This window comes from Rhodanobacter ginsengiterrae (genome assembly GCF_050026815.1).
Classification (GTDB): domain Bacteria; phylum Pseudomonadota; class Gammaproteobacteria; order Xanthomonadales; family Rhodanobacteraceae; genus Rhodanobacter; species Rhodanobacter ginsengiterrae.
The window spans coordinates 21,575-44,312 of sequence record NZ_JALBWO010000054.1; the positions used below are offsets into that span (position 1 = coordinate 21,575).

19 protein-coding genes and 4 tRNA genes are annotated in these 22,738 nt (G+C 64.4%); 8 read left to right on the forward strand and 15 right to left on the reverse strand.

What is annotated here, in order from left to right; all coding sequences use genetic code 11:
• Positions 1–166 precede the first annotated feature (166 nt).
• From ACQGNJ_RS09930 to ACQGNJ_RS09945, 4 genes are all read right to left on the reverse strand, one after another.
• Positions 167–865, reverse strand: coding sequence for a sigma-E factor negative regulatory protein (locus ACQGNJ_RS09930; RefSeq protein WP_426689090.1), 699 nt, complete (start codon positions 863–865; stop codon positions 167–169).
• Positions 862–1,455, reverse strand: a complete 594-nt coding sequence (gene rpoE, locus ACQGNJ_RS09935; RefSeq protein WP_426689302.1) for an RNA polymerase sigma factor RpoE — start codon at positions 1,453–1,455, stop codon at positions 862–864. The genes ACQGNJ_RS09930 and rpoE overlap by 4 nt, the downstream gene beginning before the upstream one ends.
• 215 nt (positions 1,456–1,670) lie before the next feature.
• Complete coding sequence (locus ACQGNJ_RS09940; protein ID WP_426689091.1) at positions 1,671–4,241, reverse strand: putative bifunctional diguanylate cyclase/phosphodiesterase; 2,571 nt, start codon at positions 4,239–4,241, stop codon at positions 1,671–1,673.
• 13 nt (positions 4,242–4,254) lie between these two features.
• The gene (locus ACQGNJ_RS09945) at positions 4,255–4,749 is read right to left on the reverse strand and encodes a hypothetical protein (RefSeq protein ID WP_426689092.1); all 495 of its coding nucleotides are present in this window, start codon (positions 4,747–4,749) and stop codon (positions 4,255–4,257) included.
• A 316-nt stretch (positions 4,750–5,065) separates the two neighbouring features.
• Between ACQGNJ_RS09945 and ACQGNJ_RS09950 the strand changes: the two genes are divergently transcribed.
• The gene (locus ACQGNJ_RS09950) at positions 5,066–7,147 is read left to right on the forward strand and encodes a 3-hydroxyacyl-CoA dehydrogenase NAD-binding domain-containing protein (protein WP_426689093.1); all 2,082 of its coding nucleotides are present in this window, start codon (positions 5,066–5,068) and stop codon (positions 7,145–7,147) included.
• Between the two features lie 60 nt (positions 7,148–7,207).
• Here the strand turns inward: ACQGNJ_RS09950 and ACQGNJ_RS09955 are convergent, their stop codons facing one another.
• The 5 genes from ACQGNJ_RS09955 to ACQGNJ_RS09975 all read right to left on the reverse strand — a co-directional run bounded on the left by ACQGNJ_RS09955 (position 7,208) and on the right by ACQGNJ_RS09975 (position 12,239).
• Positions 7,208–7,771, reverse strand: coding sequence for a DUF2058 domain-containing protein (locus tag ACQGNJ_RS09955; protein WP_426689094.1), 564 nt, complete (start codon positions 7,769–7,771; stop codon positions 7,208–7,210).
• 35 nt (positions 7,772–7,806) lie between these two features.
• On the reverse strand, positions 7,807–8,031 hold the full coding sequence (locus ACQGNJ_RS09960; protein ID WP_426689095.1) for a SlyX family protein: 225 nt from the start codon (positions 8,029–8,031) through the stop codon (positions 7,807–7,809).
• On the reverse strand, positions 8,028–9,371 hold the full coding sequence (locus ACQGNJ_RS09965; protein WP_426689303.1) for a UDP-glucose dehydrogenase family protein: 1,344 nt from the start codon (positions 9,369–9,371) through the stop codon (positions 8,028–8,030). The genes ACQGNJ_RS09960 and ACQGNJ_RS09965 overlap by 4 nt, the downstream gene beginning before the upstream one ends.
• Before the next feature lie 165 nt (positions 9,372–9,536).
• Positions 9,537–10,286, reverse strand: a complete 750-nt coding sequence (locus ACQGNJ_RS09970) for an FKBP-type peptidyl-prolyl cis-trans isomerase N-terminal domain-containing protein (protein ID WP_426689096.1) — start codon at positions 10,284–10,286, stop codon at positions 9,537–9,539.
• A gap of 204 nt (positions 10,287–10,490) precedes the next feature.
• A complete protein-coding gene (locus ACQGNJ_RS09975; RefSeq protein ID WP_426689097.1) occupies positions 10,491–12,239 on the reverse strand; it encodes a cation:proton antiporter in 1,749 nt (582 codons plus the stop codon).
• Between the two features lie 169 nt (positions 12,240–12,408).
• Here ACQGNJ_RS09975 and ACQGNJ_RS09980 point away from each other — a divergent pair.
• The 3 genes from ACQGNJ_RS09980 (at position 12,409) to ACQGNJ_RS09990 (ending at position 12,682) form a co-directional block, all read left to right on the forward strand.
• Positions 12,409–12,484: transfer RNA gene (locus ACQGNJ_RS09980), tRNA-Ala, on the forward strand.
• A 9-nt stretch (positions 12,485–12,493) separates the two neighbouring features.
• Positions 12,494–12,569, forward strand: a tRNA-Glu gene (locus tag ACQGNJ_RS09985).
• Between the two features lie 36 nt (positions 12,570–12,605).
• Positions 12,606–12,682, forward strand: a tRNA-Asp gene (locus ACQGNJ_RS09990).
• A 118-nt stretch (positions 12,683–12,800) separates the two neighbouring features.
• On the opposite strand, the gene ACQGNJ_RS09995 is transcribed toward ACQGNJ_RS09990, so the two are convergent.
• A complete protein-coding gene (locus ACQGNJ_RS09995) occupies positions 12,801–13,286 on the reverse strand; it encodes a DUF1249 domain-containing protein (RefSeq protein WP_426689098.1) in 486 nt (161 codons plus the stop codon).
• A gap of 36 nt (positions 13,287–13,322) precedes the next feature.
• Entirely contained in the window at positions 13,323–14,138 is an 816-nt protein-coding gene (ppsR, locus tag ACQGNJ_RS10000; RefSeq protein WP_426689099.1) for a posphoenolpyruvate synthetase regulatory kinase/phosphorylase PpsR, read from the reverse strand.
• A gap of 295 nt (positions 14,139–14,433) precedes the next feature.
• Here ppsR and ppsA point away from each other — a divergent pair, with 295 nt between their 5' ends.
• From ppsA to ACQGNJ_RS10015, 3 genes are all read left to right on the forward strand, one after another.
• Positions 14,434–16,872 (forward strand): phosphoenolpyruvate synthase, encoded by a 2,439-nt coding sequence (gene ppsA / locus ACQGNJ_RS10005; RefSeq protein WP_426689100.1) that lies wholly within the window; start codon positions 14,434–14,436, stop codon positions 16,870–16,872.
• A gap of 293 nt (positions 16,873–17,165) precedes the next feature.
• Positions 17,166–17,969 (forward strand): TetR/AcrR family transcriptional regulator, encoded by an 804-nt coding sequence (locus ACQGNJ_RS10010; RefSeq protein WP_426689101.1) that lies wholly within the window; start codon positions 17,166–17,168, stop codon positions 17,967–17,969.
• 117 nt (positions 17,970–18,086) lie between these two features.
• Positions 18,087–19,475 carry an outer membrane protein transport protein gene (locus ACQGNJ_RS10015; protein WP_426689102.1) on the forward strand — a complete coding sequence of 463 codons (1,389 nt, stop codon included), beginning with the start codon at positions 18,087–18,089 and terminating at the stop codon, positions 19,473–19,475.
• An 81-nt stretch (positions 19,476–19,556) separates the two neighbouring features.
• On the opposite strand, the gene ACQGNJ_RS10020 is transcribed toward ACQGNJ_RS10015, so the two are convergent.
• A complete protein-coding gene (locus ACQGNJ_RS10020) occupies positions 19,557–20,258 on the reverse strand; it encodes a PP2C family protein-serine/threonine phosphatase (RefSeq protein WP_426689103.1) in 702 nt (233 codons plus the stop codon).
• Positions 20,259–20,369: 111 nt separating this feature from the next.
• Here ACQGNJ_RS10020 and ACQGNJ_RS10025 point away from each other — a divergent pair.
• Positions 20,370–20,459, forward strand: a tRNA-Ser gene (locus ACQGNJ_RS10025).
• A 336-nt stretch (positions 20,460–20,795) separates the two neighbouring features.
• Here the strand turns inward: ACQGNJ_RS10025 and dnaQ are convergent.
• From dnaQ to ACQGNJ_RS10040, 3 genes are read right to left on the reverse strand one after another with little or no spacing between them, the layout of a single operon-like run.
• The gene (dnaQ, locus tag ACQGNJ_RS10030) at positions 20,796–21,500 is read right to left on the reverse strand and encodes a DNA polymerase III subunit epsilon (RefSeq protein ID WP_426689104.1); all 705 of its coding nucleotides are present in this window, start codon (positions 21,498–21,500) and stop codon (positions 20,796–20,798) included.
• Positions 21,497–21,940 carry a ribonuclease HI gene (rnhA, locus tag ACQGNJ_RS10035; RefSeq protein ID WP_426689105.1) on the reverse strand — a complete coding sequence of 148 codons (444 nt, stop codon included), beginning with the start codon at positions 21,938–21,940 and terminating at the stop codon, positions 21,497–21,499. Before rnhA ends, dnaQ begins: the two co-directional genes overlap by 4 nt.
• Before the next feature lie 25 nt (positions 21,941–21,965).
• Entirely contained in the window at positions 21,966–22,652 is a 687-nt protein-coding gene (locus ACQGNJ_RS10040) for a class I SAM-dependent methyltransferase (protein ID WP_426689106.1), read from the reverse strand.
• Between the last annotated feature and the right edge of the window lie 86 nt (positions 22,653–22,738).

The following is a 22,738-nucleotide window of genomic DNA, read 5'->3' on the forward strand; positions in this document are numbered from 1 at the left end:
AGGTTGACTCAAGCCGAACTGGCCCGGAAAGGGTAATCACGCAGATCAAGCAATGGGCGGCGCAAGCTCGCCCGAAGGCATCGCGCACATCCCGGCCGCTCCGGCGATTTGGGAAGCGGCCTTGGCATTGATGGAGTGGTCCGCGGGGGTTCCACGCGGACTGGTCTTACTGCGGGACGGCGGACGCCCTGCGCGACGAATCCGGCAACGCCCGCTGATCCGGCTCAAGCAGCAGCAGGTAGCTGCCGTCGTTGTTTTCCAAAGTGCGGTAGCGCGGCATCGATGGATAAGCCGACAGCCGGCGCGAATAGCTGGCTGGGTTCTGACTGAACGGCGAACCCAGCGTGGCCGACGCCTGCTGGCTGAGCAAGCCGGCCGAATTGCCGCTGAGCCACGGCGGCACGGCCGCCGGTGCCGCCGGCTTGTCGGTCAGCGCAAGGCTGCTGACGGTACTGGCTTCACGGGTGTTGGCCGAGGCCGTGACCTGGTCGAGATCGGTGCCGGGCCGAGGCTGGCCGACCATCAAGGCAGCAGCGGCGACGCTGGCCGCGATGGCGCCCCCGGCGGACCAGCGCAGCCAGTGGCTGCGCCGCGCGGGCACCACCACCGCCGCGGCGGCTTCCTGCTCGATCGCAAGCATGACGCGAGCGGTGAAACCCGCGCTGGCCACCGCCGGAAATTCACGGCGCAAGCTGTCGCCGACGACGTGATAACGGGACCAGGCGCCTTGCAGCGATGCGTCGTGGTCGAGTCGACGCAGCAGGAACCGCAGCTGCTCCTTCGACAATTCGCCATCAATGCCCGCGGAAAGATTTTCCCGAAATTGCTGATCCGTGCCAGCCTGATTCATGTCTGCCTGATTCATGTCTGATCCTCGCGGTCCGACAAAAGCGGCCGCAGCTTTTCATCAATCGCCTCGCGCGCCCGGAAGATGCGCGAACGCACCGTACCGATCGGACAGCCCATCGCTTCGGCGATTTCATCGTAGCTGAGGCCATCCACTTCGCGCAGCGTAATGGCAGTCCGCAGCTCTTCGGGCAGTGCTTGGACAGTGGAAAACACGGATTGTTCAATTTCCTGGCGCATCAGCTCGCGCTCGGGGGTGGCGCTGTCATGCATGCGCTCGCCGCCAGCCATGAATTCCGCGTCATCGACGTCGATATCGCCGGCGGGCGGCCGCCGCCCCATCGCCACCAGGTGATTCTTGGCCGTGTTCACCGCGATCTTGTACAGCCAGGTATAGAAGGCGCTGTCGCCACGGAAGGAGCCGATCGCACGCCATGCGCGGATGAAGGCCTCCTGGGCGATGTCCTCGCATTCGGCATGGCTGCGCACATAGCGCGAAACCAGCCCGATCACCTTGTGCTGGTACTTGCGCACCAACAGGTCGAAGGCCCGCCGGTCTCCCTGCTGGACCCGCTCGACCAGCGCGCGATCCAGTTCGTTTTCGCCCATGCGGGCCGTATCCGTCGTCAATGCCGTCTTCCACTGCGGGAGCTTTGTTTTGAACTGAACGCGGCGCTCAGACCATGATCCGGCGCCCAAGTTCACCTGGAACCAGAGTACTGCCTCAACCTTAGCGCACCACGCGTTGGCTGGTTGTCACGCCGAACCAGTTCCCCTGCAGCAGCGATGCGCTCTGGCCATTCATGGGGGCGCCGCGCGCCCGCTCAAGCCAGTTCGGCCGCGCGCCCTTCCAGCAGCCGCTTCCGTTCGGCCAGCAGCTTGTCGAAGCTGACGGGCTGCAAGGGGCGACAGAACAGATAACCCTGCAGTTCATCGCAGCCGTGGGTGCGCAGGAACTGCAGGTGTTGCTCGATTTCCACGCCTTCGGCGACCACCTCCCGATTCAGCCGGTGCGCCATTTCGATGGTGGCGCGCACGATCGCCTCGTCGTCGGGGTCCACGCCGATGTTGCGCACGAAGCTCTGGTCGATCTTGATGCGGTCGGCCGGCAACCGCCGCAGGTAATCCAGCGAGGCCGCGCCGGTGCCGAAATCGTCGATCGCGATGCGGCAGCCGAGTCTGTGCAGGGCATGCAGATTTTCGACCAGGTTGGGCGCCTCCTTGATGCTGATGCTCTCGGTGACTTCCATCTCCAGCAAGGTGGGATCCAGCCCGGTATCGCGCAGCACCGCGGCCACCGTCTCCAGCAATTGCGGTTCCATCAACTGCACCGCGGACAGGTTCACCCCGAGCCGCAGGCGCAGGCCGTAGCGCTGCTCCCATTCCTTCGCCTGGCGGCAGGCGGTACGCATCACCCATTCGCCGATCGAGACGATCAGTCCGGACTCCTCGGCCAGCGGGATGAATACCGCCGGGCTGATCATGCCCAGCTCGGGATGCTCCCAGCGCACCAGCGCCTCCATCCCCACGATGTCCTCGGTCTCGGTGTTGACCTGCGGCTGATAGACCACGCGCAGCTCGCCATTGCCTTCGGCGTGGCGCAGCCGGGTCTTCAGCGCCATGCCATGTTGCTGGGCGTACTCCGGGCTGATTTCATAGATCTGGAAGGTATTGCGACCCTGGTGCTTGGCCGCGTACATCGCCTCGTCGGCATGCTTGAGCAGGGTCGCCGTGTCACCGGCGTCATCCGGGAAGAAGCTCAGTCCCATCGAAGCGGTCACCTGCAGCTCGGTGCCGTCCTCCAGGTACAGTGGCGTCTCCATCACCTGCACGATCTTTTCGGCCACGCGCATCACGTCGTCGTTCTTGACGATGTGGCGCAGCACCACGGTGAATTCGTCGCCGGCATAGCGCGCCACCGTATCGGAAGCGCGGACGCTTCCGCACAGGCGCTGGGTGACCGTGCGCAACACCTGGTCGCCGGCGTCATGGCCGTAGGTGTCGTTGATCGCCTTGAAACGGTCGAGGTCGACGAACAGCACCGCAAAGCATTCGCCGTTGCGGGTCGCCTCGCGGATGATCGTGTCGAGTCGATCATTGAACAGCAGACGGTTCGGCAGTCCGGTCAGCGCATCGACCAGGCCCTCGGCACGACCCTGCTCGCGCGTGCGGCCCAGTTCCAGGATCTGCGCAAAGCGCGCGGCAGCGCAGCGCAATACCGGCTCGATGATGCTCATCTCGCCGAATCCGCGGCGGCTGCCAGCCAGCATCGCGCCCAGCACGGTGTGGCGTTCGTCGTACAGCGGAATACCGGCAAAACCGGCCAGCTCAAGCTGCTGCAGCAAGGGGTCGATCGGCGCCAGCCGCTTGGCATCGGCGCGATACAGGATCGGCTTGCCGGCAAGCACCAGTTGCAGCGAGGTCTGCAACTGTACCGGCGGCCATGTCAGCTCTTCGCCGCTCCACAACTGCAGCAGCTGGCTGGGCGCGTCGACGCCTTCGTGCCGCGCCGACCAGACCGCCAGATAATCCAGCCCGAGCTCGTCGAACAACAACCGGCTTGCCGCGGTCTGCGCGTCGACACCACTGGTCGAGGCAAAGATGCGCGAAAGCAGCGACAGCGCTGCTTCGGCCCGCAGGTCGGCACGGTCGCTGCGGAAGATCAGGGCCAGCGCGTCGCGACCGGCGTGCCGGATGCGCCGCACGCTGGCCTGGCCGGTATCCGCGCCCTGCGCCGATTTGCGCTGGCACGGATACCAGTTGCGGTTGGCCTCGGCCAGCACCTGGCTGATCGTGATGCCCTCGAAGCGCAACACCTGCGTCAGGGGCAGGCCCTTCCACTGCTCGGCATGAATCCGGCTGTGCCGGGCCACCGTGGGGCTGACTTCCAGCAGACGTCCACTCGCGAGGTCGGCGATCAACCATTCACTGTCGCCCTCCTCGAAGATGAACTGATAATCGTCGCGCTGAGCCGAAAGCTCCGCCACGGGACCCGCGGCTCGTGAAGCCGAACGATCGTTGGCCTGCGAACGCCGCCAGCGCGGAATGAGTTCGTCGGAGATGTTCCACGCGGAAAGCCAGTCGGCGATTCCGCCCGGAAGGTCGTCGGGACCGAAGGTGGCCTCGTCCGCCAGCACGACGATCAACGGTGTCTCGGTGGCGCCCGGCAGGTGCCGCATCTGCTCACAGGCTTGACGCGCCTGCTGCTTGTCGCCCGCCAGCACCAGCACCATCAACTGCAGGGGCGGCAACGGCGGCCGCCCCTCCAGCAGGATGGCCGCATGCGGAACATCGCGAGCGCTGTAAATCTGCGGGTAGCCCGCCTGGTCGAGCGCATCGAACAGGTTGCGGCGCAATTCACGCTGCGCGGCGACGACCAGAATGCCGGAATTCATCGTGATACCTGCCTCAGACCAGCCAGCGACCGTCACGCAGGCGCAACCGCCGCGGCTGACTGTCTTCGCTGCCGATGTGCATCGCCAGATCACCCAGGTGTTCGGCCAAGGCGGCGGGTGCATCAATCAGCACCACCCGTCGCAAGTGTCCCTTGGGTGCGCGCGCGAGCTGGCGCAGCAAGGTGGCATCCATCGCCGACAGCGGCAGCTCCAGCCCAAGCAGGAAGTAGACGCCGAAATGCATGCTTTGCTGCATGTATCGCAGGGCATTGCCCAGCCGCTGGCAATCCGGCACGCGCACGTGGGCATCGCGCAGGCTGCCCAGACCGGTATCGGGCTGCCAGAGATAGACCGCCTGGCCGGTGTGCCGCGCAATCGCCCGAAACTGCTCGATCAGCGCATGGACGTCCTTGCTGTCCAGCACGACCAGTCCACCGGGCGCGGCCAGGATACGTTCGAAGATCTCATTGCCGGCTTGCGCTGGGACCGAGGCCATTGTTGAAATCATTGCGTCCCCGTGCAGCGGCGATGAAACGGTGGAGCTCACCCGGACACGACTGCCCGGATGGCAAGCGGGGTCAAGTGCAGCGGTGGCGGCGTTCGTTGAAGCTCGATGGATCATTCCCTGTCCCTGCGATCGCCCGTCCGGTGACGCCGCCTGTTTGCACGCCGGGGGTGGCAGACCCTCTGCGACAAGCGTTTCCACGCAAGCGTCCCCGATTTCACACCGGCGCCGACGCAGGGTCAAGCAGATGTATCACATCTCGCAATCATGGCGTCAGGACGGTATGGTTCAGGCCTCCTCCATCACACCGTATCTCCCCATGTTCGAAGGATTGCGCTTCAACCACTGGAAGACCAGCGAGGGCGAGGATGGCGTCGTCACGCTGACTCTCGACCGTGCCGGCAGCAGCGTCAATGCGATCTCCCGTGCGGTGCTGGACGAACTCGAGCAGATCGTCGAACGGCTGGCCATCGAGAAACCCGCCGGGGTCATCATCCATTCGGCCAAGCCTGCGGGGTTTGCGGTGGGTGCCGACGTCAAGGAATTCATCGAGTACGCCAGACATGACACGGTGCTGGAGAACATCGAGCACGGCCAGCGCGTCTACGAGGCGCTGGCACGCCTGCCCTGCCCCACCGTTGCGGCGGTGCACGGCGCCTGCATGGGCGGCGGCACCGAACTGATCCTGGCCTGTCGCCAGCGTATCGCCGTCGACGACGAGAAAACGCGGATCGCCCTGCCGGAAGTGATGCTCGGCATCCATCCGGGCTGGGGTGGCACGGCGCGCCTGCCGCGGCTGATCGGCGCCACCGAGGCGCTGCCGGTGATGCTGACCGGGAAGTCGCTGTCGGCGAAGCGCGCGCTGGGCCTGGGCGTGGTCGACCGGCTGGCGCGCGCCGAGGAGTTGCTGAGCGAGGCGCGGGTGTTGCTGCGCCGTCCGGCGGTCCGCCCGTTCGCCCGCCGCGCCAAGGCCTGGGCCGGCAACACCTGGCTGGCACGGCAGATCCTGGCACCGATCATGCTGAAACAGACCGCCGCGAAGGTGCGCAAGGAACATTACCCCGCGCCATTCGCGATGATCGAGGTGTGGAAGCGCGGTGGCTCGGGCATCGGCCAGCGCCTGAAGCTCGAGGCCCGCTCGGTGGCGAAGCTGGCGAACACGCCGACCGCGCAGAACCTGATCCGGATCTTCTTCCTGCAGGAGCGACTGAAAAGCCAGGGCAGCGGCACCGACGCGCAGATCAGGCATGTGCACGTGGTGGGCGCCGGCGTGATGGGTGGCGACATCGCTGCCTGGGCCGCGTTCAAGGGGTTCGACGTGACCCTGCAGGATCGCGAGATGAAATTCATCCAGCCTGCGCTGGATCGCGCCCGCACGCTCTACGAGAAAAAACTGAAGGTGCCGGAGAAGGTGGAAGCGGCGATGCTTCGGCTGCGCGCGGACGTCAGTGGCAGCGGCGTGGCCACCGCCGACCTGGCGATCGAGGCGATCTACGAGAACGCCGAGGCGAAGGAAGCGCTCTACGCCAGCATCGAGCCGCAGTTCCAGGCCGAGCAGATCCTGGCCAGCAATACCTCGAGCATTCCGCTGGACGAGCTGCGCAAGAACCTCGCGGCACCGCAGCGCTTCCTTGGTCTGCACTTCTTCAATCCGGTGGCGCAGATGCCGCTGGTGGAGGTGGTGCGGCACGACCGGCTCGACCCGCTGATCGAGAAGCGCGCGCTGGCGTTCTGCAAGGCCATCGGCAAGTTGCCGGTGGCGGTCAAGGGCACGCCGGGCTTCCTGGTCAATCGCATCCTGATGCCCTACCTGCTGGAAGCCCTGCGCCTTTACAGCGAGGGCGTTCCCGGCCCAGTGCTGGATCGCGAGGCGAAGAAATTCGGCATGCCGATGGGCCCGATCGAACTGGCCGACACCGTGGGGCTGGACGTATGCGCTTCGGTCGGTCGCGAGCTGGCGCCGTTCCTTGGCCTGGAACTGCCGCCGGGCCTGGACGACAAGCTGGAGGCGGGCAAGCGCGGCAAGAAGGACGGCCAGGGCTTGTACGTGTGGCAGGATGGCAAGCCGCAGAAGCCGCAGGTCCCTGACGATTACGTGACGCCGCCCGATCTGGCCGACCGGATGATCCTGCCGATGGTCAACGAGGCGATGGCCTGCCTTGCCGACGGCGTGGTGGACGACGCCGACCTGCTCGACGCCGGGGTGATCTTCGGTACCGGCTTCGCCCCGTTCCGCGGCGGCCCGATCCAGTACGTGCGCAGCGAGGGCGTGGACAAGCTCAAGGCCAGGCTCGAAGAGCTCGCGCAACGCTACGGCGAGCGCTTCAAGCCGAAGAACGGCTGGGACGATCCGGCGCTGGCAAAAAGCGGCTTCGAATTCCCGCCCGCCCCGGCCAGCTGAGCACCGGCAAATGACATGGACGAAGCGCCCGGCCCGCCGGGTCCTTCGTCCGTGTGCGCATCACCACATCAGGTCATCCGGCACGCCGTCGTCACCGATGCCGGAGGCATTCGGATCGACCAGCAAGGCCAGCTGCTGCGGGTCGATGTCGCGAATCTGCCGGGCCGTCTCGCCGCTTACCAGCAGGTAGCGACCCGCGTGCTGCACCACACCCAGTTCGCCGGCGTTGAGTGCTACCAGCTGTGCCGCATCGACGTGCACGCGCCGGATCTTGCCGCCGTATTCGAAATTGCGCGCCTGATCGGCCTCGGCCTTGTTCAGCGCCTTGCCTTCGAGCAATTTCTGGATTTTCTGTTTGCGTTCACGACGCAGCCGGGCTTGCTCCGCCGCCTCCTGTTCGACTTGCTTGCGTTCGCGCGTCTCGGTTTGCGCGCGCAGCGCATACGCCTTGGCCAGGTCGATATCCTGCTGGCTGCGGCCCGCCGCGGGAGGCGCGGACGCCTTGCCGCCACGTCGCGCCGGCTGGCCGGGCGGCGGCGCGCGCCGCGGCTCGCGGGGACGCTCGGGTTGAACCTGTTTGACGATGCCGCTCTTGAGCAGCTGATCGCGCAGGGAATCGGCCATGCGGGTATTCCGTATTCGTGGGACGCAAGTTCAAATCAGTAGTGGGGCGGCGGTGGCTCGTCATGCGCGTCGCTGCCTTGCGCGACGCGCATCGAGGCCATCTCTCCCCGCAGGTCGCGCAATGCACGCTCCAATGCCGCGATCCGCTGCGACTGGTCGGCATCCGCGTGGGTCAGCGCCTGCACGGCCTCGTCGATGAAGGTCAGTTTGACCTCCATCTCGTCCAGCCGCTGCCCGAGCATGTCGTCCGTTCCGTTCATCGCGCCGTCTGCAGGCTGCGCCCGCGCCCGATGCCGTAATAGGCCAGGCCAGCCTCCTCCACCACGGCAGGATCATACAGATTGCGGCCGTCGAAGATCGCCGGTTCGCTCAAGGCGGCATGGATGGCGGCAAAGTCAGGGCTGCGGAACGCCTTCCATTCGGTGACCACCGCCAGCACGTCGGCACCTTGCAGGGCTTCCATGGCGTTCTCGCACAGGACCAGATCCGCGCGCGCGCCATACAGCCGCTGTGTTTCCTCGCGTGCCTCCGGATCGAAGGCACGCACCTTGGCGCCGGCTTCCCACAGCAATTCCATCAACCGTCGACTGGAGGCCTCGCGCATGTCGTCGGTGTTCGGCTTGAACGCCAGGCCCCACAGCGCGATCGTGCGGCCCGCCAGGTGACCGTTGAAGTGCCGCGAGATCAGCTCGAACAACTTGCCCTTCTGCTGCCGATTGACCGCCTCGACCGCACCGAGCAGGCGGGCGTCATAACCGTGCGCGTGAGCGGTGCGTTCCAGCGCCTGCACGTCCTTGGGAAAACATGAACCGCCGTAACCGGCGCCCGGGTAGATGAAGCTGTAGCCGATGCGCGGATCCGAGCCGATGCCCTGCCGCACCAGTTCCACGTCGGCGCCTACCCGCTCGGCAATGTTCGCGATCTCGTTCATGAAACTGATCTTGGTCGCCAGCATCGCGTTGGCGGCGTACTTGGTCAGCTCGGCCGAACGCTCGTCCATCACCACCATGCGGTCGTGGTTGCGGTTGAACGGCGCATACAGCTTGCGCAGCAGCGCCACCGCGCGCGCGCTGGAAGCTCCCACGACGATGCGATCGGGGCGCAGGCAGTCTTCCACCGCCGCGCCTTCCTTGAGGAACTCCGGGTTGGAAACCACGTCGAACTCCACCGCCGCGTTGCGCGCCTTCAATTCGCCATCGATGGCCTCACGCACGCGGTCGGCGGTGCCCACCGGCACGGTCGACTTGTTCACCACCACCGCGTAGCGATCGAGATGGCGGCCGATGGTTCGCGCCACCGCCTGCACGTATTGCAGGTCGGCGCTGCCGTCCTCGTCCGGTGGCGTGCCGACGGCGATGAAGATCAATTCGGCGTGCGCGATCGCCGGTGCAGCGTCGGTGGTGAAATCGAGCCGGCCCCCGGCGTGATTGCGTTGCACGATCGCTTCGAGCCCGGGCTCGAAGATCGGGATCTCGCCGCGCTTCAGACGCTCGACCTTGCCCGCGTCGATGTCGACGCAAACCACCTTGTTGCCCATTTCCGCCAGGCAGGCACCGGTGACCAGGCCGACATAACCGGTACCGAAGATAGTGACATTCATCATCGTCGTGACGATTCCCGCAAAAGTTGGACGTCCATTCTAACCGCCGGCGCGACCGCTTCGAATCGGTCATCGCGAATTCTGCAAACGCGAAGGGGCGCGAATCGCTTCGCGCCCCTTCGGAAAACCTGCGCCAGTTTGTCCCTGGCGATTACCCGGTGACGATTACTTGCCGCCCGGAGCGGCACCTGCCGGGGTCGGACCCGTCTTCACCAGGGTCACGTCGAAGATCAACGTGGCATTCGGCGGCATCGGCGGCTGCGGTTCGGCACCGTAGGCAATGGACGACGGAATGAACAGCTTGTAGTGACCGCCCACCTGCATCAACTGCAGACCTTCGCGAAAGCCCGGAATCACGCCGGCCAGCGGAATCTTCGCCGGGCCCGGCGGGTTGTGCTTGGCCGACGCGTCGAACACCTGACCGTCGACGAAGGTGCCGGTGTAGTTGATCTCGACCGTGTCGTTCGGACCCGGACGGGCACCGGTGCCCTGGCTGATCACCTGATACTGCAGGCCCGAAGCGGTCGTCTTCACGCCCGGTGCGGACTTGTTCTTGGCCAGGAAAGCATCGCCTTCGGCCTTGTTCTTGGCCGCCAGCTTGGCCATCTCGGCCTGGTACTTGGCCTGGATCTTGGCCATGAAGGCGTCGTGCACCTGCTTGGCTTCAGCGTCGGTCATGGTCGGCTTCTGGCCGGACAGGGCCGCCTTCACGGCATTCGCCACGGCCGTCGGATCCAGCTCGTCGCGCATGATCGGTGGCACCTGGGAAGCAATCTCCCAACCCACAACGTAGCTGGCCTTGGCCTTGTCGACGGGGGCGGCAGCGCCAGCCGTCTGAGCGGCAACGCCGGCCGTCATGCCCAGCGCAACGGCCATCGCGACCGCTGTCAGCGTGGGACGCAGAAAGTGCTTCATTCGTAACTCCCTCATGTATGGATGTGCCGACGTTGCCGGCCGGGCCCCCCCGATGGAGGCAGGCCTCGCATTGTGCGGTGCTTGTCGGATCTTGGCAACGATCCGGCGATCAGACCGTCATTTGCGATAAAGGTTCATTCCGGCACCACGGCGGAGGGTCGATCACCCCGCCCGCCACGCCCGTTGACGATGGTGCGCGCAAGCTCATGGATCAGGCTTCTCGAGGGTTTCCTTCAGCGCCGCCTGCAGCCGGGCATGCATCCTCACCAGTCCTCGCCACAACACCACCGCCACCACCACGACCAGCGCCACCAGCGACAGCGCAATTCCTCGCGGCGGCAGGATCGCCGAACTGAGCGCACTGACCAGCAGCGCCAGCGCCAGCAGCGTGGCCAGCGGGATGATCCTGGCCAGCACGTTGCGAATGGCCTGTGTATAGGAACCGGCCAATCGCTCGCCGATGCCGAGTTCAGCCAGCACCATGCCCAGCGCCTCCGCCTTGCGGTACACGGCGATGAGCATCGGCAGCGAAAGAAACAGCGCGCAGGCCCAGATCAGGGTATGACGCAGGTCCCGGTCGATGCCCAGCATCGAGAACCAGCTCCAGTTGTGCGCATTGATATAGGCGCCCACGATGAACAGCGCCACCACCAGCAGGATGTTGATGCCGATGTGCCAGAGCAGGCGCCGGAAAATGGCCGCGATGGCTGCGTTCTCGTTGACCGGCTTGAGGTTTTCCAGCCAGCCGCTGTAGCTGCTCGCCAGCAGCCTCAATGAGCGCGGCGTCACTCGACGCAAACCGTTGGCCAACCGGTCGGAGGAGCGGTTCAGATAGGGCGATGCCGCCATGCACAGCACGGAAACCGCCACCGCGATCGGGTAGATGAAGTCACTGAGCACCCCGAGCGAAAGACCCAGCGCGGCGATCACGAACGAGAATTCGCCGATCTGCGCCATGCCCAGTCCCGAGCGCAGTGCGGTGCGCGTGTCGTGACCCACGATGAATACGCCAAGGCTGCAAGCCACGGTCTTGCCGACGATGACGACCGCGGCAATGAGCAAGGCGGGCAATGCATATTGCAGCAGCATGGCGGGGTCAATCTTCAATCCGATCGCCACGAAAAACAGTGCGGCGAACATGTCACGCAACGGCTCCACCAGATGCAGCACGCGGTTCACGCTACGCGACTCGGCCACGATGGCGCCTGCCAGGAAGGCACCCAGAGCCACGCTGAAACCCATCCACGCGGCAAACAGGCTGGCACCAAAACAGATGCCGAGCACGCTGACCAGCAGCGTCTCGTCGCGCTCGAAGCTGGCGACGTAGTCCACCAGGCGCGGCAGCAGGAGCAGTCCCAGGATCATGCCCACGATCACGAACAACCCCAGGTGCCCGATCAGGGTGAACGCCGTCTCGGCCTCCACCGAGCCGCCGATCGCCACCGCCGTAAGCAGGGTAAGCATCACGATCGCCAGCATGTCTTCGGCCACCAGCAGGCCCGTCACCAGCTGCGCAAATTTCTGCTCGCGCTGGCCCGACTCGGACAGCGTGCGGGTGGCGACCATGGTCGAAGACAGCGAGATGATCGCACCGAGGAACAGCGCATCCGTGCCGGACCAGCCGAACAGGCCGCCGATGCCGTAGCCGATCCACAGCATCAGCGCGACTTCGGCGACTGCCACCGCAAGCACGCCGATGCCCACTTCGCGCAGCTTGCGCACGCTGAACTCCAGACCCAGCGTGAACATCAGCAACACCACGCCAAGATTGGAAATGTCGTCGATGGCGCGCGCGTCGCCCACCAGTACGCCGGGCGTATGGGGGCCGATCAGCACACCGGCCAGGATGTATCCCAGCAGCACCGGTTGCCGCATCCGCTGGAACACCACCGTGGTGGCGCCCGCCACGATCATGACGATGGCAAGATCGCGAATGAAGCCGATTTCGTGCATTCGACAACTCTTCTGGAACGCGATGGATCGCTCCAGCTTAAACGAATGACACGCGGCACTCGCCCGCTCGCTGAACACCGCGTTGGGAATGAAACACTACCGATCAAGAATGTGAAAAAAAGCTTGACGGATATCCGGCTCGCACCTATTCTTCTCGGCTTCCAGCGGCGGGGCCATAGCTCAGCTGGGAGAGCGCCTGCATGGCATGCAGGAGGTCGGCGGTTCGATCCCGCCTGGCTCCACCAACTTGAATTGTCCCCATCGTCTAGAGGCCTAGGACACCACCCTTTCACGGTGGACACCGGGGTTCGAATCCCCGTGGGGACGCCAAGTTGGCTCGCAAAGCTGGAAGATGCAACAAAATGCGGAGTGGTAGTTCAGTTGGTTAGAATGCTGGCCTGTCACGCCGGAGGTCGCGGGTTCGAGTCCCGTCCACTCCGCCACTATTCCAACAAGAAGCCCGCCTTGCGCGGGCTTTTTGTTGGCATGACCTTGTGCGCCCTTCCATCTGCGCAAAGATCAACAAGCAGCGATCCATGGCTGCACTCTTCAATGGAACCCCTATTCCCGACCACCCTCGCACAACTGCGATTGCGGCGTCAGCGTGCCCGCGGAGTGTCCCTGTTCGGCCAGGTATTCCAGCCAGCGCGACAGGAAGCCATTCATACGCAGGCGATGCTGAAACACGGTATGCGCTGGCGAGAACGGCCCCAGCACTTGCCACAGATGCCGCCCGGGATGGCAATGCAGGGCTTCGGCCACATGGGCGTCGGTATACATGCGCAATTGCGCCGAGGGCGAGCGCTGGCCGGTGTCGGCGTCGACGAAATCGTAGGTGAGTTCCAGCTCCAGCGTGTACGGATGGCGCTCCTGCACGGACAGGTGTACGTCGAGGCCATCGTCGACGTTCGATATGTAGCGGCCAGGCGCCAGTTGCTGCGGCTGGAACAGCCGGGTCAGGCGATGATAGTTCTCCGCATACAACCCCATCAGGAACTCGAATCGTCCCGGCAGCAGGTTGCGGCGATTGTCCAGTACGGCGCTCATCGGGGGCAGGAGAACTCCATTCGGTGATCCAAGGTGTCAGAACATGGTGCGTTCGATGCCGAAGCGGTCGAAGATCTTGCTGGCAATCTCCTCGATCGATACATGCGTGGTGTTGAGGCTGGGAATGCCGGCCTGACGCATCAGTCGATCGGCCTGCTCCAGCTCCCAGCGACATTGCTGCAGGGTGGCGTAACGGCTGCCGGCACGGCGCTGTTCGCGGATCTGCGCAAGACGCACCGGATCAATGGTGAGGCCAAACAGCCGATCCTTGTACGGGCGCAGGCGGGCCGGCAGTTCGAGCTTTTCGAGGTCATCGTCGGTCAGCGGATAGTTGGCGGCGCTGACGCCGTAATGCAAGGCCATGTAGAGGCAGGTGGGCGTCTTGCCCGAGCGGGACACGCCAACCAGGATCAGGTCAGCTTCGGCGTAGTTCACATCGATGCCGTCGTCATGCGACAACGCGTAGTTGGTGGCGTTGATGCGCGCCTCGTACTTGTCGAAATCGACCATGCCGTGCGAGCGGTTGACCGCACCCGAGCGCTTGGTGGACAGCTCGTCCTCGAGCCGGCCGATGAAGGGCGCAAACACGTCCAGCATCAGTGCACCACTGGCGGCAACGATGTCGCACAAGGCACGATCGGCCATGGTATTGACCACGATCGGGCGCTGGCCGCTCTGCGCGTAGTTGGTCTTGATGCGCAGAGCGGCAGTCTCCGCCTTGTGCGCATTGTCGGTGAACGGCAACCGGTGCTTGTCGAATTGCACGCCTTCGAACTGGGCAAGAATGCTGTTGCCGATGGTCTCGGCCGTGATGCCGGTGGAGTCCGAGATGAAGAATACGGTTCGTTGCATGCGAGGCCCTGATGGCGGATGGCGTCTGGCCAAACCTTAGCAGGTTGCGAGATCCATCCTGCCGCCTCAGGTGCGCGATGAAGCGGGCCAACCCGGCCGGAAACAGGTCGGAAATCCGGCGGTCAAAATGTACTGCCAGCTGACTGGTATCCCGTTGGAATGGCATCTGCCTGCAATGGTCTTCTTGTGCTGCGCACCATCCGCAGCGGACAATACCAGTTCTTTGCAAACCGCTTCGGGCTTGCATGTCGCGCCCATTCCACTATCCGCAACGCTTCCCCAAAAGGAGACACCCTTGAACGATCTGGTGCTTTGGCTCGACCAACTGCGCATGACTGACCTGGGCAAGGTTGGCGGCAAGAACGCCTCGCTGGGCGAGATGATCGGCAACCTGGCCAAACTGGGTGTCTCCGTGCCGGGTGGTTTCGCCACCACCGCCGACGCGTTCCAGCAGTATCTGCAGAAGAGCGGGCTGGCCAGGCGCATCCAGGATCGACTGGAGCACCTCGATGTCGACGACGTCGACACCCTGGTCGCGGCCGGCAAGGAAATCCGTGGCTGGATCGTCGACACCGCCCTGCCCGGCGAACTCGAGCAGGCGATCCGCGATGCCTACATCAAGCTGTGCAAGGACGCCGCTCCTGTTGAAAAGTCCGGCGATGGATCACCGGTTTTTGATTCTGGCGATCAGGGACGATCGCAAAAATATCCCGACATCGCCGTCGCGGTGCGCTCGTCGGCCACCGCCGAGGACCTGCCCGACGCCTCGTTCGCCGGTCAGCAGGAAACCTTCCTCAACGTGATCGGCATCGATGACGTACTGCACAAGGTCAAGGAAGTCTTCGCTTCGTTGTACAACGACCGCGCCATCGCCTATCGCGTACACCAGGGCTTCAAGCACGAGGAGGTGTTCCTTTCCGCCGGCGTGCAGCTGATGGTGCGCTCGGACGTGGGTGCCTCCGGCGTGCTGTTCACGCTGGACACCGAATCGGGTTTCCGCGACGTGGTGTTCGTCACCGGCTCCTACGGCTTGGGCGAGATGGTCGTGCAGGGTGCGGTCAACCCGGACGAGTTCTACGTATTCAAGCCCACGCTGCGTCAGGGCAAGCCGGCCGTGCTGCGTCGCAATCTCGGCGCCAAGCAGTTGCGCATGGTCTATTCCAGCGCACCGGGCGAGCGCGTCAGGACCGAGGACACTCCGGCGGACCTGCGCAACAAGTTCTGCATCAACGACGAGGATGTGCAGGAGCTGGCGCGGCAGTCGCTGATCATCGAAAAGCATTACGACCGCCCGATGGACATCGAGTGGGCGAAGGACGGCCACACCGGCAAGATCTACATCGTGCAGGCACGCCCGGAAACGGTGAAGTCACGCTCGCACGCCACCCAGCTCGAGCGCTTCCACCTCAGCGAAAAGGGCAAGGTGCTGGCCGAGGGCCGTTCCATCGGCCAGAAGATCGGCGCGGGCAAGGCGCGCGTGATCCGCTCGCTGTCGGACATGAACAAGGTGCAGGCCGGTGACGTGCTGATCGCCGACATGACCGATCCCGATTGGGAGCCGGTGATGAAGCGCGCCTCTGCCATCGTCACCAACCGCGGCGGGCGTACCTGCCATGCGGCGATCATTGCGCGCGAGCTGGGCGTGCCCGCCGTGGTCGGCACCGGCAATGCACTGGAGCTGATCCCCGATGGCGCCGAGGTGACCGTGTCGTGCGCCGAGGGCGACACCGGCACGATTTACGAGGGCATCCTGAAGTTCGAGCGGATTACCGCCGACCTCGGTGACATGCCCGACGCACCGCTGAAAATCATGATGAACGTGGCCAACCCCGAGCGCGCGTTCGATTTCGGCATGCTGCCGAATGCCGGCATCGGCCTGGCACGCCTGGAAATGATCATCGCCAGTCACATAGGCGTGCATCCGAAGGCGTTGCTGGAATACGCCAAGCAGGACGCCGAGACGAAGGCGAAGATCGACGAGCGCATTGCCGGCTACGCCGGTCCGGTCGAGTTCTACGTCGACCGTCTGGCCGAAGGCATCGCCACCATCGCCGCGTCGGTGTATCCGAAGCCGGTGATCGTGCGGCTGTCCGACTTCAAGTCGAACGAATACGCCGGCCTGCTCGGTGGTTCGCGCTACGAGCCGCATGAAGAAAACCCGATGATCGGTTTCCGCGGCGCCAGCCGCTACGTCGACCCCAGCTTTGCCGAGGCCTTCGGACTGGAGTGCAAGGCGGTCAAGCGCGTGCGCGAGGTGATGGGCCTGGACAACGTCTGGGTGATGATCCCGTTCGTGCGCACGCTCGGCGAAGGCCGCAAGGTGATCGAGGTGCTGGCGAAGAACGGCCTCAAGCAGGGTGAGCACGACCTGAAAGTCATCATGATGTGCGAGGTGCCCTCGAACGCCCTGCTCGCCGATGAATTCCTCGACATCTTCGACGGCTTCTCGATCGGCTCCAACGACCTCACCCAGCTCACCCTGGGCCTGGACCGCGACTCCAGCATCGTGGCCAGCCTGTTCGACGAGCGCGACCCGGCGGTGAAGAAGCTGCTGTCGATGGCGATCAAGACCGCCCGCGCCAAGGGCAAGTACATCGGCATCTGCGGCCAGGGACCCAGCGACCATCCGGACTTGGCCGAATGGCTGATGGAACAGGGCATCGAATCGCTGTCGCTGAACCCCGACACCGTGGTCGACACCTGGCTGCGCCTGGCGAAAAAGAAGGCGAATTGACGGCGTTGCCGTCAAGCACCAGCCAAGAATCACCATGCACCGCAGCAAAAGGGCCGGATTCGTCTGGCCCTTTTGCTGTTTGACGCTCTCCATTTCATGCTTCGATTCAAGCCGGATCATGGGCCAGCAGGGTTTGCGGGCTCCGGCCAGCTGGCCAGGCCCGCACCCCATGATCACCTTGCACTGCAGCTTGCCCGGTTTCGGGCGCGACGCTAGCTTCCATACACGTGTTTCAATCCTTGATTTGAAGCAGGCGTCAGCTCCAGGAGCGGCGCCGTCATGGGGCAGACTTCTTGAGTCCGACGCAGCGCACCAATCCCAGTGATACCCGCAAGCGACTGCTCGAGGCGACCGAGTGGCTGTTCATCGAGGGTGGCTATGAGGCCATGTCGCTGCGCCATATCACCGCGCGGGCCGGTGCCAACCTTGCTGCCGTGAATTACCACTTCGGCAGCAAGGAGGCGCTGGTCCAGGAACTGCTGTCACAGCGACTGGACCGACTCAACCGCGAGCGCCTGCAGTTGCTGACCGCCTGCGAACGGCAGCAACCCGACGGCCTGGACGCGCGCGCGGTGCTGGCCATGCTGTTTGTGCCGGCTTTCAGGCTCGGTCACGGAAGTGCATCGGGGCCGGCCTTCATGCGCCTGCTTGGACGGGTCTACAGCGACCCGTCACCCTTCATCCAGGATTACCTGCAGCAGCATTACCGATCGATTTCCGGGCGATTCTTCGAGGCGTTCGCGCGCGCCCTGCCCGAACTGCCACGCGGCGAACTCGGACTGCGCCTGCATTTCGCCTTGAAGGCGCTCTCCGGCATGCTGGCCGGAGAAGACATGCAGCAACTGATCGCCAGCATCAGCAAGGGCGAGGCGATCAACGATGCCGAGCTGCTGGCGCGACTGATCTCGCTGGTCTCCCCCATCCTCACCGCGCCGCATGGAAGCCCGGAGCAAGTCGAAGTGATCGAACAAGTGTTGCGCCAGGACCGGGTGACCGCCGACGCCAGCGCGACACCGCACGCCGCCGATCCGGATTCCCGGCTTGGCGGCGCCCCGCCATCTCCTCTATGGATTCAGGATGGGAGACCTGTGTCCTGATCAAGCAACACCGTGCAATCTTCCGATACATGCTGCCCCAATCGTTACCGCACAAAACCAGAAAGTCATCGCTGCGGATGTAACCCATCCCGGATCTTTTGTCACAGGAGAACCCACGTGGACCGTCAAACTTTGCAAACTCTCTCCCGTCGCGGCACCAAGGCCAGCCTCGCCCTGGCCGTCGCCGGCGCGCTCGCCATGCCGCTGGGTGCACAGGCAGGTTCCTTCCAGCTTCCCACCGACAACGCCGCGGGCTGGGCACGCGCCAACGCCGGCGGCTCGCTGTTCGCCAACGATCCGACCGCGGTCTACAACAACCCGGCCGCGATGGCATTCTTCGACGGTACGCTGGTTCAGCTGACCGGCACCGGCATTCGCCCCAGCGCCAAGTTCGAAGGGTCGTTCCGCGACCAGCAGGGCCACCCCACCACCGGTGACAATCCGGACGGTTTCGGCAAGTTCATTCCCTTCCCGAACATGGCCTTCGCCACCAAGGTCAACGATCGCCTGGCGCTCGGCGCCAGCATCACCGTACCTTACGGTCTGGTCAGCAAATACAACCCGACCTGGCAGGGACGCTACTTCGGCAGCAAGACCAGCGTGCAGTCGATCGCGGTGAGCCTCTCAGCCGGCTTCAAGGTCAACGACCAGTTCTCGATCGGCGCAGGGCTGGTCGGTCAGCGCACCAAGGCACAGCTCAACAGCATGCTTGATCCCTATGGCTCGGCCGCCGGCTTGCTGGGCGCCCCGATTCTTGGCGCGCCGCAGAGCGGCGACCTGCAGCTCAATGTGGACGTGAAGAAGAAATTCGCGTTCGGCTACTTTGCCGGCTTCGAATTCAAGCCGACGACGCGTGACAGCATCGGCTTCAGCTACCACTCGGAAATCAAGCAGACCCTCAGCGGCAGGTATGCCTTGTACGGCAGCCAGTCCAGCAAGAACCTGCTCGCCCTCGCTCCGGTGGTTTTCCCGAACGCGGGCCTTCCCACGCTGAATCCTGATGGTGACAAGGCCAGCGCGGAATTCAACATGCCGGCATTCGCCAGCCTGGACTGGCTGCACGCATTCAGTGACAACCTCAGTATCGCAGCGGGCGTGAAGTGGACTGACTGGTCCAACTTCAAGAAGCTCACGCTGACCTCGAATGGAGCCACCCTCGTCAGTCTGCCGCAAGCGTACAAGGATGCCTGGGTCTACTCGATCGGCGGCGACTACAAGCTGGACTCGCAGTGGACGCTGCGTGCCGGCGTGGGTTACGACGAAACCCCGTCCAACATCATCAGCCGCGATCCCCGCATCCCCGACGGCTCCCGTCGCCTGTTGGGCTTCGGTCTGGGCTACCAGGCCACCGACAAGTTGGCCGTCGACCTCGGCTACCAGCATCAGTTCGTCAGCGACGCCCGGGTCAAGCTGACCAACCCGGCGGCTCTCGGTTACGGCACCATGGACGGCAAATTCAAGGACCACGGCGACGTGGTCAGCCTCACCGGTACGTATCGTTTCTGATCAAGGTTGTGGCAGTTGAATGAATGAGGGCCGCGAAAGCGGCCCTCATTCATTGCGGCGTAGCCCGACAGTCGGACCGACTCAACGCGAACGCACGATCAAGACCGTGATGTTGTCATCGCCCCCACTGTCCAGCGCGCACAGAAGCAACTGGTCGACGCATTCCTGCGCAGCCAGATCGGTGCGCGCCATCTTGCGCGCGATGGCGGTGTCGCCGACGCCTTCGGTCAAGCCATCGCTGCACAGCAGGAAGCCCATGCCGGGCTCGAGTCGACCGCGCGCCATGCCGATATGCAGTTGCTCGATGGCGGTGACACCCAGGGCCTGGGTCAGCACATTGCGCTGCGGATGCTCGGCGGCCTGCGCGGGGTCCAGCTGACCTGCTTCGACCAGCGCCTGAACGAGGGAATGATCATGACTGACCTGGCGCAGCCCCTGGGTCCACTGATAGACCCGGCTGTCACCCACCCAGGCCACCTCATGGCTGTCGCCTTCCACCTTCAGCGCCGCAATGGTGGTGCCCATCGGCAGGATGTCGAAGCTGTCGCGGGCACGACTGAGCAGGCGTTCGGCAGCACCGCGCACCGCCTCCATCAGGCTGTGTCCCTCCCTGACCAGGCGCACGACCTCGTCACGCACCAGCGCCGAGGCGACTTCACCGTGCTGGTGCCCGCCCATGCCGTCGGCCACCAGGAACAGGCCCAGCGAAGCATCGGCGTAGTAGGTGTCCTCATTGCGCGTGCGACGCAGGCCGACGTGCGTTCCGTGTCCGAATTCGATCATGGGTACTCAATGGCAGCTGGCCGCGGCAGCATGCCGGAAGACCGGGTTGTTGTCACGGCAAGTTCGCTCGCGTATGATTCCCGGCTCGCATGAGCCACCATGCAATGCACCGGAGAGGTGGCAGAGTGGTCGAATGTACCTGACTCGAAATCAGGCGTTGGTGAAAGCCAACCGTGGGTTCGAATCCCACCCTCTCCGCCAGAAAAGCAAAACGCCCCCATGTGGGGCGTTTTGCTTTTCTGTTGGTGACGGCTGGGTGAGAAACCGCCCGGGTTACTCGGCACATCCTGTGCCTCGCCCTGCGGGCCATCGGCTGCGCCGATGTTCGACTACGGCATCCTGCCTTCATCGTCGACAAATTCGCCGGGAGCGAATTTGGACATCCGCAGGCTGGCCCCGCAGCGAAGCGAAGGGGTTCGGCCCAAGGATGGCCGAACAATCCCACCCTTAACTCACAGCACTCCATCCTTCGCAGCCGCTTTGCTTTTCCCACCAGCACCAACAACGCAACTACTGCTCCGCCGCTGTCATCAACAGTCAAACCGTCCGCCAGACACTCACCCCACCCGCACTCTTGTCCAGCGCATCCAGCCGCTGCTCGTGCAAGGCCAGCTCTTCCCGGGATGCATGCAGAACCCGTGGGCGCGCATGCAACACCATCGGCGCCACAATCATCACGTCATGCTGCTCGGCGGCGCCCTCGAAACCCAGATCGAAGGCTACCTGCCCGGATGTCATCGCCAGATAGACGTCTGCCAGCAACTGGGCGTCGATCAGGCCGCCATGCAGGTCCCGCCGCGAATTGTCGACGCCCAGGCGCTTGCACAGCGCGTCGAGGCTGTTGCGCTGGCCGGGATAGCGCTCGCGTGCCATCGCCAGGGTATCGAGCACGGTGCAACGGTCGCCGATCCTGCCAGCACGCTGACCCAGTCGAGCCAGCTCGGCGTCGAGGAAGCCGATATCGAAGCTGGCGTTGTGGATGATCAGTTCCGCCCCATCGATGAAAGCGAGGAAGTCGTCCACCACGTCGGGAAAACGCGGCTTGTCGAGCAGGAATTCATCCTCGATGCCGGTTACCAGGCGGGCGCCCTCGTCGATCGCCCGATCGGGGTTGAGGTAGGTCTGGTAGTGCCGGCCGGTGAGTCTGCGCTCGACCATTTCGACACAGGCAATTTCCACCAGCCGGTGTCCCTGGCGTACCTCAAGGCCGGTGGTTTCGGTGTCGAGGACGATCTGCCTCATGCCCCGCCCCGGAGTGCTTCGGCCTGCTCGCGCGCAGCCTGATCGACGCGCTCGTTCTCGGCGTGGCCGTTGTGCCCCCTGACCCACTTCCAGCGCACCTGATGGCCGGCGACGGCGTCCGACAGGCGTTGCCACAAGTCCTGGTTCTTTACCGGCTTCCTGTCCGCGGTACGCCAGCCATTGGCGCGCCATTTCGGCATCCATTGCTCGATGCCTTGCATGACGTAACGCGAATCGGTGGTGAGAACGACCTGACAGGGTCGTTTCAATGTCTCCAGTGCGCCGATCGCCGCCATCAATTCCATCCGGTTGTTGGTCGTGGCAGGGTCGCCGCCGGCGACCATCCGCTCGCTGCCCTGGGCACGCAACAGCGCAGCCCAGCCACCGGGCCCGGGATTGCCCAGGCATGCACCATCGGTAAACGCTTCCACTTCACTCATCGTCTTTTGCAGGTCCTTGGAAAAATCAAAGCGACGCACCGCGGCGCGCCGTCGGGGACAGGTGGCCGCCTGCCGTCACGCGCATCTGCGGCGGGCGTGATCGCAGCAGGGTCACCGGTCGCTGGCGCTTGCGTGCCACCAGCAGGTAGCCGCCACCCAGCAGGCTGGCAGGATTTTCCCGTGCGGCTCCCGCACCGGGCCACACGCTGCTGAAGCGCTGGACCTGCTCCACCATCAGTCCGGCTCGTTGCAGCTGACGTCGCAATCGCCAGGGCATCTGCAGCGCCGGCGTTCTGCCGCGCGCGTGCCAGTGCAACCATGCCGACCAGCCCCCCACTGGATGGATGCCGGTCAGTGCCAGGGTACCGCCGGGCGCCAGCACGCGAACGATTTCATCGAGCAAGGCTACGGGCTGCGGGGCCAACTCCAGCGCATGGCGTACCAGCACCAGTTCGAACGCGTCGTCGACAAAGGGCAGCGGTTCGTCCGCCAGGCCCAGCAGATCGCCCCGGTAGCCATCGCTGCGCAGAGCCAGCGAAGTCCAGCAACCCAGCATCGGCAACCCCGGAGCGGCGCGCTGGCAGGAGGCATCCAGCAACAGTCCATGCGTGCCGACACAGCGCTGCAGGCCGGGTTTCAGCAGCCGGATTTGTTCGTCCAGCAGGCGAAGCATGGGCGCACTGGAGTAGACCTCGTCGTCGGGTTGTTGCATGAAAACCGGTCCGGCCTCGATCGCTCCGCACAGTGTAACGGTTGATGCGATGGCTCCGCAGATCGCCATCCAGACGGAACTGCCGC